Here is a 15207-nt window from a genome sequence, read left to right on the forward strand (position 1 = left end):
TTAGTCAATAACGACGGCGGGAGGCCGCTATGTTCAAGAAGCTCCTGGCGGCGATCGCCGTGACCGCAGCGCTGCTCCTCGCCGCGCCCGTCGCCGCCCATGCCGAGGACTACACGCAGGGCGCCCCCTGCAAGCTCGACACCAGCGTGGTCCAGGCGGGAGGCACCGCGAGGGTGATCTGCGTCCCGGGCACCTGGGCGCCGAACGAGCTGATCGACTGGACGGCCTCCGGTCAGAACGGCGCGAGCATCCGGCTCGCCTCCACCAGCACCGTCCACTTCACGAAGCAGGCGAACGCCGACGGCAGCGATGTGCTGACGGTGACGCTCCCGTCGAGCGCCTCCGGCGTGTACTCGATCGTCGGCAGGGGAGAGGCCAGCAGTCACGTCTGCGCCGTCTCGCTCACCGTGCTGCCGCAGGACACGGCGGTCACCGTCTCCGACCCGGGAGCGCAGGGGCTCGCGGCGACCGGCTCCACGATCGCCGCGTGGGCGGCGGGACTGGGCGGAGGGCTGCTGGCGCTCGGGCTCCTGTCGGTCGCGATCGCGGCGTGGGTGCGCAAGGTCCGCGCCTCCTGAATCCTGACCGGGCCGCCACCGGCACCTCGGGCCGGCCGGGAATCCGACGCGCCGCCCCCGGGTTGCCCTTGAGGTGAGCTCTTCCCGCATCCCCCTCAACGTCCTCGACCTCGCCTACCGCCCGGCGGGCGGCTCCAACGCCGACGCCGTCCACGGCACCGTCCGGCTCGCCCAGGCGGCGGAAGGGCTCGGCTACCAGCGGTTCTGGGTCGCCGAGCACCACGGGATGCCGGGCATCGCCTCCAGCGCCCCCGCCGTGCTCATCGCGGGCGTCGCGGCCGCCACGGACCGCATCCGGGTGGGCTCGGGCGGCGTGATGCTCCCGAATCACGCCCCGCTGGTCGTCGCGGAGCAGTTCGGCACCCTGCGCGCGCTCTACGGCGATCGCATCGACCTCGGCATCGGCCGGGCGCCCGGCACCGACGGCGCGACCGCCATGGCGCTGCGCCGCAGCGAGGAGGGCCTCGGCGTCGAGGACTTCCCGCAGCAGCTCCTCGACCTGTTCGGCTTCTTCTACGGCGGGATGAGCGACGCCAACCCGATGCACACCATCACCGCCGTGCCCGGCCTCGGCGACCCGCCGCAGATCTGGCTGCTCGGTTCGAGCGGCTACAGCGCGCAGGTGGCGGCGGCGCTTGGCATCCCATTCGCCTTCGCCCACCACTTCGCCGGCGACAACACCGAGGCGGCCCTCCAGCTGTACCGCGAGCGCTTCGAGCCGAGCGACCTGCTGACCGAGCCGCACACGATGATCGCCGTCAACGTGGTGTCCGACGACGACCCCGAGGTCGTGCGCGCCCAGTCCCTCCCGGGCCAGCTGTCGTTCCTCCGGATGCGTCGCGGCCTGAAGCCGGAGCCGGTCAGCGTGGAGGAGGCGCTCGCCTACGAGTTCACCCCGCTCGAGGAGGAGTTCATCGCCTCCCGCAACGCGCGTCAGGCCATCGGGACGCCCGAGGAGGTCGAGCGGCGCCTCGACGCGCTGCTGGCCTCCACCGAGGTGGACGAGCTCATGATCGCCTCGGGCGCGGCGACGGTCGAGGGCCGCATCCGCTCGCTCGAGATCGTGGCGGGGCTGTACGGCGGCGCATGACGGCGTGTGACGCGCGCAGGGGCGGTCGCGGAGGCGCGCGGGTAGCGTAGCCGCATCCCCAGCCCCGTGAGTGAAGGCGGTCCCCGCATGGCATACGCACCCTCGGTCGTCGGCGTGAGCGGCAGCCCGACGCGGCCGTCCCGCACGACGGTCCTCGTCGACGAGGTCACGCACGCGTTTGCGGAGGCGACGGGCGGCTCGGCCCGCACCATCGAGCTGGCCCCGCTGCTCCCCGACCTGGGCGCCGCGCCCTTCCGCAACCAGCTCAGCCCGCAGGTGGTGGAGGCGCTGGAGGCGGTCGAGCGCGCCGACATCATTGTCGTCGGCTCACCGGCCTACCGCGCGACGTACACCGGCCTGTTCAAGCTGTTCTTCGACCAGATCGGCCAGTACGCCCTCGTCGACAAGCCGATCGTGCTCACCGCGACCGGTGGAAGCGACCGGCACGCGCTGCTCGTGGAGCACCAGATGCGCCCGCTGTTCGGCTTCTTCCAGTCGCTGACGCTGCCGCTCGGCATCTACGCGGCCGAGTCCGACTTCGCCGACTACGCGATCGCCTCCGACGACCTGCGCGGCCGGATCGACACCGCGATCCAGCGGACCCTCCCGCTCGTCCGCGCCCACATCGACCCGGAGTCGCGGTATGCGACGGCGGAGTTCGCGCGGCCCGACGCGTTCTAGGCGACGCCTTCTGACGCAGATCACTGGAACGACCACAGCAAAAGCGTCGGAATGGTGTACGCGACGACGAAGTAGGCGATCACCACGAAGCTGACAGCGTTCAGCACGAGGGCGACGATCGGCGTGATGCGCTCCCCATGACGCGGCGAGAGCCCGACCGCGCCGAGCACCACCCCGGCGACGGCGATCACCACTCCGAGGAAGCTCCCACGAGGCTCGCCCGACGCCGCATAGGGAACGAAGGAGACGGCCCAGGCGAGGATGGCCGTCAGGATGCCCGCGATGCCGAACCGGTTGAAGCTCGACCGTGAACGGACCGAGGAGGCGCCCTGAGCGTCGGTCGGCGTTCCGGCGCCGGTCCTGTCGGGTTCGCTCATCGGTAGCCGATCGTCTGCACCGCCACGTTGAAGACGCCGGCGTACGCGGTGGTGCCTGCCTTGTTCGGATGGAAGGACTGCATGGACAGTCCCACTTGCGCGCCGCTGAGCGGAACCGTGATCGCGTAGGTGTCTCCGGGGGTCAGCTGCGTGACGATCCCGTTGACGTAGTTGTCCGCGGTGCACAGGTTGTGCCCGTCGAACGCCGGCATCGGATTGGCGAAGGTCGACGCCGGTGCGCCGGGGTTCGCCGCCTGGTACGCCGTGAGGCCGCTCTGCATGGCCGTCGCCAGCAGATATGCCGTCTCGTTCAGCCAGCCGCGCTGGAGGTCGTCGATGAAGACGCAGCCGGAACCGGACTGGAACAGTTCGGGGTACCCCATCAGGACGATCTTGGCATTCGGCGCCTTCTTGTGGATCTCGGTCAGAATCGTCGTGATCGATGTCGGGACCTGGTTCTGCACACGGTCCTTCGTTGCCTCTTCCGCCCCCACGGTGTCGCCCGTGGTGAGGATGGGGGCCATGTTGCACGGGACGGGGGTCGTCGCCGCGACGATGCAGGTGAGGAAGATCGGACCGAAGTTGATGTCGTTTCCTCCGATCGAGAGGCTCACCAGAGTCGTGTTCGCGTCCAGGAATCCGCTGTCCAACTGGGTGAGCATCCCATTCTGCGGCTTGTCTCCGACGTGCCCGGAACCGTCGCTGGGCGGGTTCGCCAGTCCCCGATACGGGAGCATGTGCTGCGTCTGTGCGCCGGCGCAGGCGAGGAACTGGAAGTCGAGTGTCGGATCCAAGCCATCCTGCCGCTGTCCGACGCTTCTGAACGTGCCGTCGATGTCCGCCTTCCTCGGCCACGCCTGACTCGAACGGTGACAGTTGTTGATGTGGTCGGCGGTGTCCGGGTCGAGGAAGCCGCCGTGGTCGGTCGCTCGATCGAAGTCCGAGCCGTCGAGGGCCGACGCCCCTTCCCCTGACGAGTACGAATCCCCGAGCGCCACGTAGAAGTCCCGCGGTTTGGCCGGGAGAGGCTCGAATGCGACGGCATCCCAGGCGATGTCGATGAGACCCGATGCGTCCCGATCGAATGTGGTGTTGGACAGCGACACGGACGGGACGCCGTTCATCTGAAACACTCCGAGCGAGACCCACTTATTGGCGAAGTTGCGCTGGAGGAGGGACCGTTGCTGGGTCTGGCCGGCGCCGTTGTCGATCGTGTACAGCGCCTGGTTTGTCCACCCGGCGTGGTCCGGCATATGGACGAGGACTCGGGTCCATTGGTTGAGGGATTGTCCGAGCGACCATGTGCCGGAGATCTTCAGCCGGTCGCCGAGAGGCCCTGGCGTGTTGACGTGGCTGAAATGGAAGTGATCGTTGAGTCCGGCGCCGAGCTGGTGGAGGTCCATCTTCGCGGGAACGGTCCCGTTCGGTTGGACGGGGAACGAGAAGGCGAAGGAACCGGTCGTCGCGGTCGGCGAGCAGGAGCGCTGGCCGCTCGCCGCGTCCAGCACAGGAGCCGTACCGGCAGGGACATCGTCGACGATCAGCGCGTTGGCGGGAAGCCCGCTGCGGCCGCAGTTCGGGGGGAAGCTCGCCGCATCGGCCTGGTACTCCCAGCCCGGGTCGAAGCGGATGAACTCCTGCCCGCACGTCTCGTCGCAGTCGACCTTCCAGGTCGCGGGGCTGTGCCACCAGCATTTGAGGTCGTAGTTCCCGGCAGAATCCTTGTGCACGCAGTTGCCGGGGCGGTCTCCGTCGCCGGGGTCCACCACCTGCGTCACATCGCAGTTGTTGAGAGCGGCCACACAGAAGAGGGTGGTCGGCGGCTTGACGTTGCGACGGTTCACCGTGCCGTCCTGGCCGTCACTCGCCGGCCACCACGCTGTGCGGAACGCGGCAACGAGACTCGTGTCGCTCTCCGGAAGTTCGAGCGCATGCGCGGCGAACCCGAGCACCTTCTCCGGATATGGCCAGTCCTGCGGCGAGGCCGCGTCTTCCGGGTGCCCGTCGAGGAAGGATCCGCGGTAATCCGGGTACAGCGGATTGCGCGGGTTGTTCAACCATCCGAGCCCCCACGCACCGGACCCGTCGTCGGGGTGGAACCCGGTGTTGTACGCCCAGACCGCGGCGAACCAGTTCTCGAGGTAGGCGGGATCGCCGTTGTTGATCTTCACCCCGCCTGCCCGGGTCTGGTTCCACTTCTGTGCCAGCAGCTGGGCCCCGGCGGCGATGTTCGCCGCATAGTCGAGGGCGATCGCTCGCTGCTTGTTCTCGGGAAGGGCGACCTCCCCGTCTCGTTCCATTCCCGCGCGTCGCATCCCGTCGGTGAGCTGCATGACCCCGTACCCGCAGTCGGCCTTGTTCCAATCGACGCTCCAGAAGTCGTCGCCGTCGGAGGTGACGTCGTTGCCGTAGTAGTTCCCTACCAAGGGGTTGCCCGTCACGCCCGGGGTGACATAGCGGGACGCCTGCCAGAGGTTGGATTCCTGCGCCGCGATCCCGAGGAGGATCTGAGCCGGGATGGTCCCTCCGCCGGACAGCGCAGGCAACGGGAACATCGACGACGGCGAGTACGCGGCCATCCCGAGGTTCTTCCAGTTGGCGGGTCGCTGCAACGTCAGAGAACCCGTGACCAACTGGTCGACCGCCCACTCGACCTGGCGCGGCTTCGGCTGAAGCGCCTGATTGTGCGGGTCGTTGCGAGGAACGGCGCACGCCCGCTCCGGCTCCAGCGCACTCGACCCCGACCCGGACGCTGTGACCGATCGGCGGGTTGCATCACCCTGGGCGTCCGTGCCTTGTGCCGGCTGGGCCTCGGCCACCGGTGCGGTGAGCGTGAGGTCCTTGCCGGTCGTCAGGCTGCGACCCGAGATCTCCACCTGGACGTCCGGGGCGCCCTCACCGGCGACGAGGTACGGACGTGGCGCATCGATCGCGAGGCGTCCGTCGGACGAGACGATCTGATGCGGCTTGGTGATCGCGACCTTGTGAACGGACCGGGCTCTGCCATCGACCTTTCCGGCGGCGTAGACAGTGCCGTGGGCGTCTCGGGAGACGCTGACGTCGCCTGAGCTCCCCGAGGCGAGAGGCGTGCTCGTGCCGCCTGCAGCGTCGACCAGTCGCGCGGTGGCGGACGTCCCGTTCGAGTCGACGTACGCCAGGCCGGCCCTGACGACTGTCAGGTCACGCGGAGTTCCGGTCGCCCCGACGATCGCGGTCGTCGCACCCTCGGTGACCCTGACGAGCGCGCCCTGGGTCGCGCCGATGACTCCGGAAGCCGTCGGGACCGCGGAGGTGACCTGCGCGTTCACGGTCGCCGATGTCTCCATCGTGCCTGTGGCGGCGTCGAATTGGCTGACTCGAGTCCGGCCATCGTCGGAGTATGCCGTGAGCGCGACCTTGTGGTCGACCCCGCAGCCCGGGTTGAAGTACGCCATGGTGTAGCCGAAGCCCAGCGCACGGACCTCGCCGGTGCCGACGTTCACGGCCGCGGCGGACCCACCCTGGTACATCCCTGCTTCGCGATTGGTCGTCGCTCGGGGGCCGTAGACAGCGACGGCATAGGCGCCATCGGCAGTCAGGCAGAGGTTGCCGATCCAGGAGTCCGCTGTCACGCCGGCGGTATGAAGGGTAGCGACCGTCTGCCATTTGTAGCCGGTCTTCGATTCGGCAGACATGATGACATACCCGTCGGGAGATGCGATTCCCACGACGGCACGGTCGTTCGACGTCTCCCACCCTTGCCCGAGCAGCGTGTCACGTTGAGGGCTCGGGACTGCGTCATCGTGTTGTTTCGGTGCGGGAGCCGGCGTGGCCTGAGCTGCGCCGTCTGGAACATCGGTCTCAGCGGCTGCCGGTGCCGACATCACCGCTGTCGCCAGCAGCGCCACGGCGATCCCCGCGATCGCGCCGCGAATCCGCTTCGCTCGCGCACGTGCATGCGTCATCATCGACTCCCCCTGGCCGTGCTCGACGCGCTTCGGCCCCCCCGTTATCTCTATCGAACGTGATCACGGTCCACCTAGTCGGCATTTCTGAGGACGTCCGCGGCAACACGCCGAGCGCGCCATGGGGTTCACATCGCAGGGCGCAAAACGAAGGAGCCCCCTCCGAACGGAGGGGGCTCCTTCTTGTGGTCGGGGTGACAGGATTTGAACCTGCGGCCTCTTCGTCCCGAACGAAGCGCGCTACCAAGCTGCGCCACACCCCGAAGGCTCTTGACGAGCCTCAACAAGGATACACGAGGCGAAGGGGTGGTCGTGACCAACCCGGCGGCGGCGTCCGCGCGCGCATATATCCCGGCGACCTGGTCGACCGGCACACCGGACCGCTGCATGTGGGCGGAGATGCAGGCGATGGCGCGCGGGAACGGTTACACCGGGCCGCTCGACGGCGTCATGGGACCGAACAGCTGGAAGCACTTCTCCGCACAGCTCCAGGTCGTGTACTACGGCCCCTGAGCCAGGCGCAGCGGTCGAGAGTCCGAGGGGCGGGGTGGCGGCGTCTGCGCGACCCCGCTTCTCGGCGTCGCCGGTGGCTTCGCCTAGCTCGCCGGCGTCAGCGTCACCAGTGTCGCCTCCGGCCGGCACGCGAAGCGCACGGGCGCGTAGATCGACGTGCCGAGCCCAGCCGACACGTTGAGGTACGCGGAGCGGAACGCGTGCCGCCAGATGCTCAGCCCCTTCACCTGGTGCCGCGGGATGTCGCAGTTGGTGACCAGGGCGCCGTAGCCGGGGACGCACACCTGGCCGCCGTGCGTGTGCCCGGCGAAGATCATCGACGCCCCGTAGGTGACGAACGCGTCGAGGACCCGGCGGTACGGCGCGTGCACGACGCCCAGCGTGACGGTCGGGCGGTCGGGGCGCGGCTCGTCGGTCGGCCACGTGGAGTCGTCGCCGTACGGGTCGTTCTCGCGCAACTCGTCCAGCGCGCCGGGGATCGCCGAGACCCGGTCGTAGTGGATGTGCGGGTCGTTGACCCCGAACAGCTCCAGGTGGGTGCCGTTGATCTCCAGCTCGCCCGCCGCGTTGTTGAGGTCCAGCCAGCCCAGCTCGCGCAGGTACGCGGTGAGGGCGGCGTTGTCGAGCCGGGGAGCCGTGGAGGCCTTCTTGACGGACGGTCCCGCGAAGTACTTCAGCGGGTTCTTCAGCTGCGGGCCGAAGTAGTCGTTCGACCCGTGCACGAAGACGCCCGGCACGCCGCGGAAGACGTCCAGGGCGGCCCGGATGCCCTCCAGCCCGTTCTCGTGGCTGAGGTTGTCGCCGGTGTCGACGACGAGGTCGGGACGCAGCCGCGCCAGCCGGCGCACCCACTCCTGCTTGTCGCGCTGCCAGGGCGCCATGTGCAGGTCCGAGAGGTGCAGCACCCGGATGGGTGCCGATCCGGCCGGGAGGACCGGCACGGTCACACGGCGCAGCGTGAACGCCCGCCGCTCGACCAGCGACCCCCACGCGAACGCGGCCGCACCCGCCCCGGCGAGCACCGCGAGAGCGGTGCCCACCGGGCGGAGGCCGGAGCCGCGCGTCACTTGCCGTCCGCGCCCGGCGTCGGTTTGGCCGACGGACCGGTGACGGTCAGCGTGACCGGGGTGCCGGGCTTGGCGGGGGTGCCGCCGGCCGGGTCCTGGGCCGTGACGGTCGACGTTGGGCCGCCTCCGCCGCTCACCTTCACGCTGAAGCCCGCCGCGGTCAGCGCCTTCTGCGCCTCCGACAGCTTCTGGTTCACCACGTTGGGCACGGCCACCAGCGCGCCGTTGCTGGTGAAGACCGTCACGACGGCGCCCTTGCTCACCGAGGTCCCGGGAGCCGGATCGGTCGCCGAGATCGTGCCCGCCGGCGCGGTGGAGTCCTGCGGGCCGCCATCGGCCATCTGCAGGCCGAGGCCCTTCAGGATGGACTCCGCTTCGGCCGGCGCCTTGCCGGTCAGGTCCGGGATCGCGACCTGCACGCCGCGCACGAGCTTGTCCGGCGCCGCCGGGAACTCGTCGCCGCCGTACTTGCCGACCGCCGCCGACATCATGTCCTGCATGACGTACTTGCGGGCGATGGCAGGGGTTGTGCCGTGCGTCGGCCAGATCCGGCGCATGTCCTGGTGGCCCGTGACGTTGCCGACCCAGTACGCGCCCGCCACCTTGGTGGTGGCGGCGACCAGCCAGAGCTGCTCGTTGTTGTCCGTCGTACCGGTCTTGCCGAGCATGTCGACACCGGTGGTGTTCATCCCTGCGGCGGTTCCGCTCTCGACGGGGCCCTGGAGCGCCTTCGCCATGGCGTTCGCCACGGTCGGGTCGACCGACTGGGTGCACTTGGACGCGGGAGGTGTGATCTCCTTGCCGTCGGCCCCCACGATCTTGTCGATCGCGATCGGCGTGCACGTCATGCCGTTGTTGGCGATGCCGGCGAAGGCGGTGGCCATCGTCAGCGGCGCGATGTTGTTCGTTCCGAGCACGGAGGCGGGGTTGGTGCCGAGCGGGTCGCCGTTCGCGCTGTGCACCCCGAACGCCTCGGCGTCCTTGCGGATCTCGCACAGGTCGAGCTCGTACGCCATCGCGATGAACGCCGTGTTGATGGAGTTCGTGGTCGCGTTCTGCGCGCTGCGCCAGCCCTCCTCGCCGGGGGAGTCGTTCGTCGGCCGGTAGGGGCCGGTCCACGGACCGTTGCAGCTGTCCTTGAAGTTCGCGGCGTTGTACGTACGCACGTTGGCGTTGACCGACTCGTACAGCGAGTGGCCCTGCTTCAGCCATTCGGCCAGGGTGAACACCTTGTACGTCGAGCCGACCTGGAAGCCGTTCGAACCGCCGTACGCCTGGTCGGTGGCGTAGTTCACCGAGGTGTACTCGTTGTTGGTGAGCACGTCGGGGTCCTGGCTGTAATTCTTGTTCTGCGTCATGTACAGCACGCGGCCGGTTCCCGGCTGCACACCCACGAGCACACCACCGATGTCGACCGTGTACGACTTGGGGACGTACGAGTTGAGCGTGTCCTCGGCGACCTTCTGCAGGTCGAGGTCGAGGGTCGTGTAGATCTTGTAGCCGCCGCGGAGGAAGTTGGACGCGCGGGTGTCGCTGTCCTTGCCGAACGACGGGTCGTTCAGGATGATCCTCTGCACGTAGTCGCAGAAGTAGGCCGCGCCACCGGCGGTGGTGCACCCGCGGGTGGAGGGCGTGATCACCGGCTGGATCGGGGTCTTGACGGCCTCGTCGTACTGAGCCTTGGTGAGCTTCTTGTACTGGTACATCTTCTGCAGGATGTAGTCGCGGCGCTCCTTGTTCTTGGCGTAGCCGTTGGCCGCGCCGTTGGACTCGGAGTCGGGGTCGTCGATCTTGAGGCTTGTCGGCTCGTTCACGATGGCCAGGAGGCTCGCGGCCTGGGCCGGGGTGAGGGCGGCCGCCGTGGTGTTGTAGTAGTACCGCGCCGCCGCCTCGATGCCGTAGACGGACCCGCCGAAGCCGGCGATGTTGAGGTACCCCTCGAGGATCTGGTCCTTGGTGTACTTCTTCTCGATGCCGATGGCGTACTTCATCTCCTTGACCTTGCGGTCCGGGGTGACGCCGGTGGAGTCGTCCACGCAGGTCTGGTAGGCCTTCTTCTGCTTGTCCGTCTTGACGGGCATGGCCTCGCACTTCTGCAGCAGCACGTTCTTCACGTACTGCTGGGTGATCGAGGAGCCGCCCTGCACGCCGCCGCCGGACACGGTCGACAGGACGCCGCGCATGGTGCCCTGGATGTCGACGCCGCCGTGGCTGTAGAAGCGGGGGTCCTCACCGGCGATCGCCGCATCCTTGGCGGCCTGCGACATCTGGGAGAAGGTGACGGGGAGGCGGTTCTGCGAGTAGAACGTCGCCATCGCGTAGTCCTGGTCGCCGTTCTTCGCGTAGATCGTGGTCGGCTGAGCGAGCTGGCCCACCTCGAGGTACTCGGGGAGGCCCTCGAAGACGCCGATGCTGTTGTTGGCGGCCATCCCGCTCACCGCGATGGCGGGGGTGACGGCGGCGGTGACCAGAAGACCGGCCACGGCGGACATGCCGACGAAAGCGCCGACCGCACCGAGCACACCTCTAGCCTGTGGTTTTTGCGCAGACATAGGATCAAGGTAGCCGACGAACCTGTAAAACCCCCCGAACCACAAGGAGCACGATGCCCCGCTGGGAGTACCTCACGACCCCGCTGATGATCCACAACACCGCCGCCATCCTCAACAACTGGGGTTCGGAGGGGTGGGAGCTGGTCCAGGTGGTGACCGGTCCGGAGGGCGGTCTCGTGGCCTACCTCAAGCGTCCGATCGTCGATGGGGCGGACGCCTGATGGGCGCGATCGAGGCCCGCCTGGCCGAGCTCGGCATCGACATCCCGGACGTCGTCCCTCCCGTCGCCGCCTACACCCCGGCGGTCATCGAGGGGAACCTGGTCTACACCTCCGGCCAGCTGCCGATGGTCTCCGGCGCCCTTCCCGCGACCGGCAAGGTGGGGGAGGGGCACGGCCTCGTCCCCGCCGACGACGCGAAGCGGTACGCGCGCACCAGCGCACTCAACGCGCTCGCCGCGGCGAAGAGCGTGATCGGCTCGCTCGACCGCGTCACCCGCGTGGTCAAGGTCGTCGGCTTCGTCGCCTCCGACCCGGCCTTCACCGGGCAGCCGGGCGTCATCAACGGCGCGTCGGAGGTGCTCGGCGACATCTTCGGCGAGGCCGGCGTGCACGCCCGATCGGCGGTCGGCGTCGCGGTGCTCCCGCTCGACTCCCCGGTCGAGGTCGAGCTGGTGCTCGCCTTCGAGTAGCCGCCGAGCTGGTCACCCGCTGAGCTGGTAGCCGCCGAGTACACGAAAAATGCCGCGAACCGGAGTGATTCGCGGCATTTTTCGTGTACTCGGCGGCTGACCAGCCGGGCAGCGGCTACGAGAGCTTGCTCTGGATGCTGCTCATGACGGCCGTGTCGGCGAGCGTGGTCGTGTCGCCGACCTCCCGGCCCTCCGCGACATCCCGCAGCAGGCGCCGCATGATCTTGCCCGAGCGCGTCTTCGGCAGCTCGGTCACGATGAAGATGTCCCGCGGCCGCGCGATCGCGCCGATCTGCTCGGCGACGTGCTTGCGCAGCTCCGCCGCCACGTCGATCGCCTGGGCGTGCTCCAGCTGGTTCTGCTTGATGATGACGAACGCGACGACGGCCTGACCGGTCGTCTCGTCCGCGGCGCCGACGACCGCCGCCTCCGCCGTGAGGGGATGCGCGACGAGCGCCGACTCGATCTCGGCCGTCGAGAGGCGGTGGCCCGACACGTTCATGACGTCGTCGACCCGGCCGAGCAGCCAGATGTCGCCGTCCATGTCGTATCGGGCGCCGTCGCCGGCGAAGTACTTGTCGCCGAACTTCGACCAGTAGGTCTCCTTGAAGCGCTCCGGGTCGCCCCAGATGCCGCGCAGCATGCTCGGCCACGGTTCGGTGACGACGAGGAGGCCGCCCTGGTCCTTGCCGACCGGCGTGCCCGCCTCGTCGAGGATGTCGATCGAGATGCCGGGCAGCGGCACCTGTGCGCTTCCCGGCTTCAGCGTGGTGACGCCGGGGAGGGCCGAGATCATGATGGCGCCGGTCTCGGTCTGCCACCACGTGTCCACGATCGGGGTCTCGGCGCCGCCGATGACCTCCCGGTACCACATCCACGCCTCGGGGTTGATCGGCTCTCCCACCGACCCGAGCACGCGCAGGCTCGAGAGGTCGAAGCGCTGCGGGTGCTGGCGCCCGAGCTTCATGAAGGAGCGGATCGCGGTCGGCGCCGTGTAGAAGATCGAGACCTTGTACTTCTCGATGATCTCCCACCAGCGGCCGGGATGCGGCGTCTCCGGGGTGCCCTCGTACAGCACCTGGGTGGCGCCGTTGGCGAGCGGACCGTAGACCACGTACGTGTGCCCGGTGATCCAGCCCACGTCGGCGCTGCACCAGTACACGTCCGACTCCGGGCGCAGGTCGAACACGCTCTTGTGCGTGAAGGCGGCCTGCGTGAGGTAGCCCCCGGACGTGTGGAGGATGCCCTTCGGCTTTCCGGTGGTGCCGGAGGTGTAGAGGATGAACAGCGGGTTCTCCGCCGGGAACGCGGCCGCCACGTGGTCGGCGTCGACCAGCGCGATCTCGTCGTGCCACCACAGGTCGCGACCCTCGGTCCAGGCGACCTCGTTCTCGCCGCGCTTGACCACGAGCACGTGCTCGACCGTGGTCTCGCCGCCTTCGAGCGCGGCGTCGACCGCGTCCTTCAGCGGGAAGACGCGGCCCTTGCGCCAGCCGCCGTCCGCCGTGATGACGAGCTTCGCCTCCGCGTCGTCGATGCGCGAGCGTAGGCTCTCGGCGCTGAAGCCGCCGAAGACGACCGAATGGACGGCGCCGAGCCGGGCGACCGCGAGCATCGCGATCACGGCCTCCGGGATCATCGGCAGGTAGATGGCCACGCGGTCGCCCGCGCGGACGCCGAGCGCGGTGAGCAGGTTGGCCGCCTTCTTCACCTCGGCGGTGAGCTCGGCGTACGTGATGGTGCGGGAGTCGCCGGGCTCGCCCTCCCAGTGGATGGCCACCCGGTCGCCGTTGCCCGCCAGCACGTGCCGGTCCAGGCAGTTGTACGCCACGTTGAGCTCGCCGTCGTCGAACCACTTGGCGAAGGGCGGGTTCGACCAGTCGAGCGTGGAGGTGAAGGGGGTGTGCCAGTGCAGCAGCTCGCGCGCCTGGTCGGCCCAGAAGCCGAGGCGGTCGGCGGACGCGCGCTCGTACAGGTCGGCCGTCGCGACGGCGTTCGCCGCGAACTGCTCGCTCGGCGCGAACCGGCGGGCTTCGTGGAGCAGGTTGTCGATCGTGTTGCTCATGGGGAGTCTGTTCGCTCCTTTGCGATGCGGTTGATTCCGGTGGTTTCCCAGTCGTGGCGCGACAGTTCCCGACTCTACAACCTGCCGGCGTCGCCTCCCAGAAGACTTGCGTTTGCATTGATTGCGCGTAGACTGTCCCTCGGCCGAATATTAATTCTGGCGTGCGGCGCACATGATTCCCCCCAATCCTGCGCCGCAGTGGCCGCACCTGTTCCCCCCAATAGGTGCGGCCCCCCTTTGTTTAACGGCATGTTCGGCCGCTTTGACGGGTCGATCGGCGGGACTGCGGGTGCTGTGCCGGTGGATGCAGTGGCCGGTCGCGCTGCCCACGGACGTGGTGCGGCCTCTCCACAGGGTGCTCTCCCGGCTCGGTTTTCCACCGGTTCTCGGTGCGCCGAGCGAGGCGCGCGGCCTGCCGGTTGGCTGGTCGGATGAATCGACTTTCGCGACATCGAGCTGGCATTCCGGCCGGACTGCGTTCCGACGAGCAACCGGAGGTGGAGGGTCGCACGCTGCCGCGGGCGACGGTCCTCGACACGATCCGGCGTGCGGACGCCGCGGCCCGCGGTGGGCCGCCTCCCGATCCGCCGCAGCGCGTGCTCGAACCCGTTCCTTGTGCGGCCGTTCCGCCGCCGGGGCTCTGGAGCACCTTCGGACCGCTCACCCCGTACCTCATGCGCGACGGGGTGACGGACCTCTTCATCACCGGCGACGGCTCCCTGTGGGCCGACGGCGGGCCCGCGGGCCTGCACCGCATCCCCGAGTGGCGGTCGGACGAGCACGAGACGCGTCGCCTCGCCGTCGGCCTGATCGCGCGCGGCGGGCGTCACATCGACGAGGCGACGCCCTTCGTCGACGTCCGCCTCCATGACGGGGTGCGCGTGCACGCGGTACTGCCGCCGATCTCGACCGGCGGCACCCTCCTCTCCATCCGCATTCCCGGCCGGGCGACGCTCCGGTTGGCGGATCTGGTCGGGATGGGCGCGCTGACACCGGCGCAGTGCCGGCTCCTCGAGCATGCGGTGGCATCGCGCACGAACCTCCTCGTCACCGGGGCCAGCGGAGCCGGCAAGACCACGCTCCTCGCCGCGATGCTCGCGCACGCGCCGCCCGACGAACGCATCGTCGTCCTCGAGGATGTCGCCGAACTCCGCATCCCGCACCCGCACGTCGTGGGCCTCCAGGCGAGGCAGGCCAACGTGGAGGGGCGCGGCGGCGTCCGCCTGCGGCAGCTGGTGCGGGAGGCGCTGCGGATGCGGCCGGACCGGCTCGTGCTCGGAGAGTGCCGGGGCGAGGAGGTGAGCGACCTCCTGGCGGCTCTGAACACCGGACACGACGGCGGGGCCGGCACGCTGCACGCCAACACCCTCGACGACGTCGCCGCGCGGCTGGAGGCTCTCGGCGCGCTGGCCGGCCTGACCGACCGTGCCCTCGCTCGACAGGCGGTGAGCGCGATCGGCCTGGTCGTCCACATCGAGCGAACCGCGTCCGGCAGGCGCGTGGGCGGCTTCGCCCGCCTGGTGACCGGTGCGGACGGGCGGTTGGAGGTGGTGCGCACCGATGCGGGGGAGGAGGCGGCCGGCGGCACGAGCATGCCCGCGGGCGCCCGCGCCGCCCGCGCCGCCCGCGCCGCCCGCACCGCCCGCGGG

Annotated in this window: 12 protein-coding genes and 1 tRNA gene; 7 read left to right on the forward strand and 6 right to left on the reverse strand. The window is 69.4% G+C overall.

All coding sequences use genetic code 11. The features are described 5' to 3' along the window. Positions 1-29: 29 nt before the first annotated feature. From ACR9ZG_RS07355 to msuE, 3 genes are all read left to right on the forward strand, one after another. A complete protein-coding gene (locus ACR9ZG_RS07355) occupies positions 30-578 on the forward strand; it encodes a hypothetical protein (RefSeq protein ID WP_481284172.1) in 549 nt (182 codons plus the stop codon). A 73-nt stretch (positions 579-651) separates the two neighbouring features. Further along, positions 652-1668 (forward strand): LLM class flavin-dependent oxidoreductase, encoded by a 1017-nt coding sequence (locus tag ACR9ZG_RS07360; protein ID WP_481284173.1) that lies wholly within the window; start codon positions 652-654, stop codon positions 1666-1668. An 87-nt stretch (positions 1669-1755) separates the two neighbouring features. Next, complete coding sequence (msuE, locus tag ACR9ZG_RS07365) at positions 1756-2349, forward strand: FMN reductase (RefSeq protein WP_481284174.1); 594 nt, start codon at positions 1756-1758, stop codon at positions 2347-2349. Between the two features lie 20 nt (positions 2350-2369). Here msuE and ACR9ZG_RS07370 read toward each other — a convergent pair whose 3' ends face one another. The 3 genes from ACR9ZG_RS07370 to ACR9ZG_RS07380 all read right to left on the reverse strand — a co-directional run bounded on the left by ACR9ZG_RS07370 (position 2370) and on the right by ACR9ZG_RS07380 (position 6933). Beyond that, entirely contained in the window at positions 2370-2726 is a 357-nt protein-coding gene (locus ACR9ZG_RS07370; protein ID WP_481284175.1) for a hypothetical protein, read from the reverse strand. Then, a complete protein-coding gene (locus ACR9ZG_RS07375; RefSeq protein ID WP_481284176.1) occupies positions 2723-6673 on the reverse strand; it encodes a hypothetical protein in 3951 nt (1316 codons plus the stop codon). The genes ACR9ZG_RS07370 and ACR9ZG_RS07375 overlap by 4 nt, the downstream gene beginning before the upstream one ends. 183 nt (positions 6674-6856) lie before the next feature. After that, positions 6857-6933: transfer RNA gene (locus tag ACR9ZG_RS07380), tRNA-Pro, on the reverse strand. A gap of 49 nt (positions 6934-6982) precedes the next feature. On the opposite strand from ACR9ZG_RS07380, the gene ACR9ZG_RS07385 reads away from it, so the two are divergent. Then, entirely contained in the window at positions 6983-7183 is a 201-nt protein-coding gene (locus tag ACR9ZG_RS07385; RefSeq protein ID WP_481284177.1) for a hypothetical protein, read from the forward strand. Positions 7184-7266: 83 nt separating this feature from the next. Here ACR9ZG_RS07385 and ACR9ZG_RS07390 read toward each other — a convergent pair whose 3' ends face one another. Together ACR9ZG_RS07390 and ACR9ZG_RS07395 are read right to left on the reverse strand one after the other, a co-directional pair. Next, a complete protein-coding gene (locus tag ACR9ZG_RS07390; protein WP_481284178.1) occupies positions 7267-8250 on the reverse strand; it encodes a metallophosphoesterase in 984 nt (327 codons plus the stop codon). After that, positions 8247-10772, reverse strand: a complete 2526-nt coding sequence (locus ACR9ZG_RS07395) for a transglycosylase domain-containing protein (protein ID WP_481284179.1) — start codon at positions 10770-10772, stop codon at positions 8247-8249. The genes ACR9ZG_RS07390 and ACR9ZG_RS07395 overlap by 4 nt, the downstream gene beginning before the upstream one ends. 83 nt (positions 10773-10855) lie before the next feature. Here ACR9ZG_RS07395 and sp36 point away from each other — a divergent pair, with 83 nt between their 5' ends. After that, positions 10856-11023, forward strand: a complete 168-nt coding sequence (sp36, locus tag ACR9ZG_RS07400) for a Sp36 family protein (protein WP_481284180.1) — start codon at positions 10856-10858, stop codon at positions 11021-11023. Further along, positions 11023-11493, forward strand: a complete 471-nt coding sequence (locus tag ACR9ZG_RS07405; RefSeq protein ID WP_481284181.1) for a RidA family protein — start codon at positions 11023-11025, stop codon at positions 11491-11493. Before sp36 ends, ACR9ZG_RS07405 begins: the two co-directional genes overlap by 1 nt. Positions 11494-11608: 115 nt before the next feature. On the opposite strand, the gene acs is transcribed toward ACR9ZG_RS07405, so the two are convergent. Next, the gene (acs, locus tag ACR9ZG_RS07410) at positions 11609-13558 is read right to left on the reverse strand and encodes an acetate--CoA ligase (protein WP_481284182.1); all 1950 of its coding nucleotides are present in this window, start codon (positions 13556-13558) and stop codon (positions 11609-11611) included. A gap of 497 nt (positions 13559-14055) precedes the next feature. Between acs and ACR9ZG_RS07415 the strand changes: the two genes are divergently transcribed. After that, positions 14056-15207: TadA family conjugal transfer-associated ATPase (locus ACR9ZG_RS07415; RefSeq protein ID WP_481284183.1), on the forward strand; the 1152-nt coding region annotated here is incomplete at its 3' end.

This window comes from Leifsonia sp. KNZ12-8B, from assembly GCF_056755495.1.

Coding starts and splice junctions, on each gene's coding strand:
- ACR9ZG_RS07405 (WP_481284181.1), top strand. CDS start 11,023: ATGGGCGCGATCGAGGCCCGCCTGGCCGAGCTCGGCATCGACATCCCG.
- acs (WP_481284182.1), bottom strand. CDS start 13,558: ATGAGCAACACGATCGACAACCTGCTCCACGAAGCCCGCCGGTTCGCG.
- msuE (WP_481284174.1), top strand. CDS start 1,756: ATGGCATACGCACCCTCGGTCGTCGGCGTGAGCGGCAGCCCGACGCGG.
- ACR9ZG_RS07370 (WP_481284175.1), bottom strand. CDS start 2,726: ATGAGCGAACCCGACAGGACCGGCGCCGGAACGCCGACCGACGCTCAG.
- sp36 (WP_481284180.1), top strand. CDS start 10,856: ATGCCCCGCTGGGAGTACCTCACGACCCCGCTGATGATCCACAACACC.
- ACR9ZG_RS07375 (WP_481284176.1), bottom strand. CDS start 6,673: ATGATGACGCATGCACGTGCGCGAGCGAAGCGGATTCGCGGCGCGATC.
- ACR9ZG_RS07355 (WP_481284172.1), top strand. CDS start 30: ATGTTCAAGAAGCTCCTGGCGGCGATCGCCGTGACCGCAGCGCTGCTC.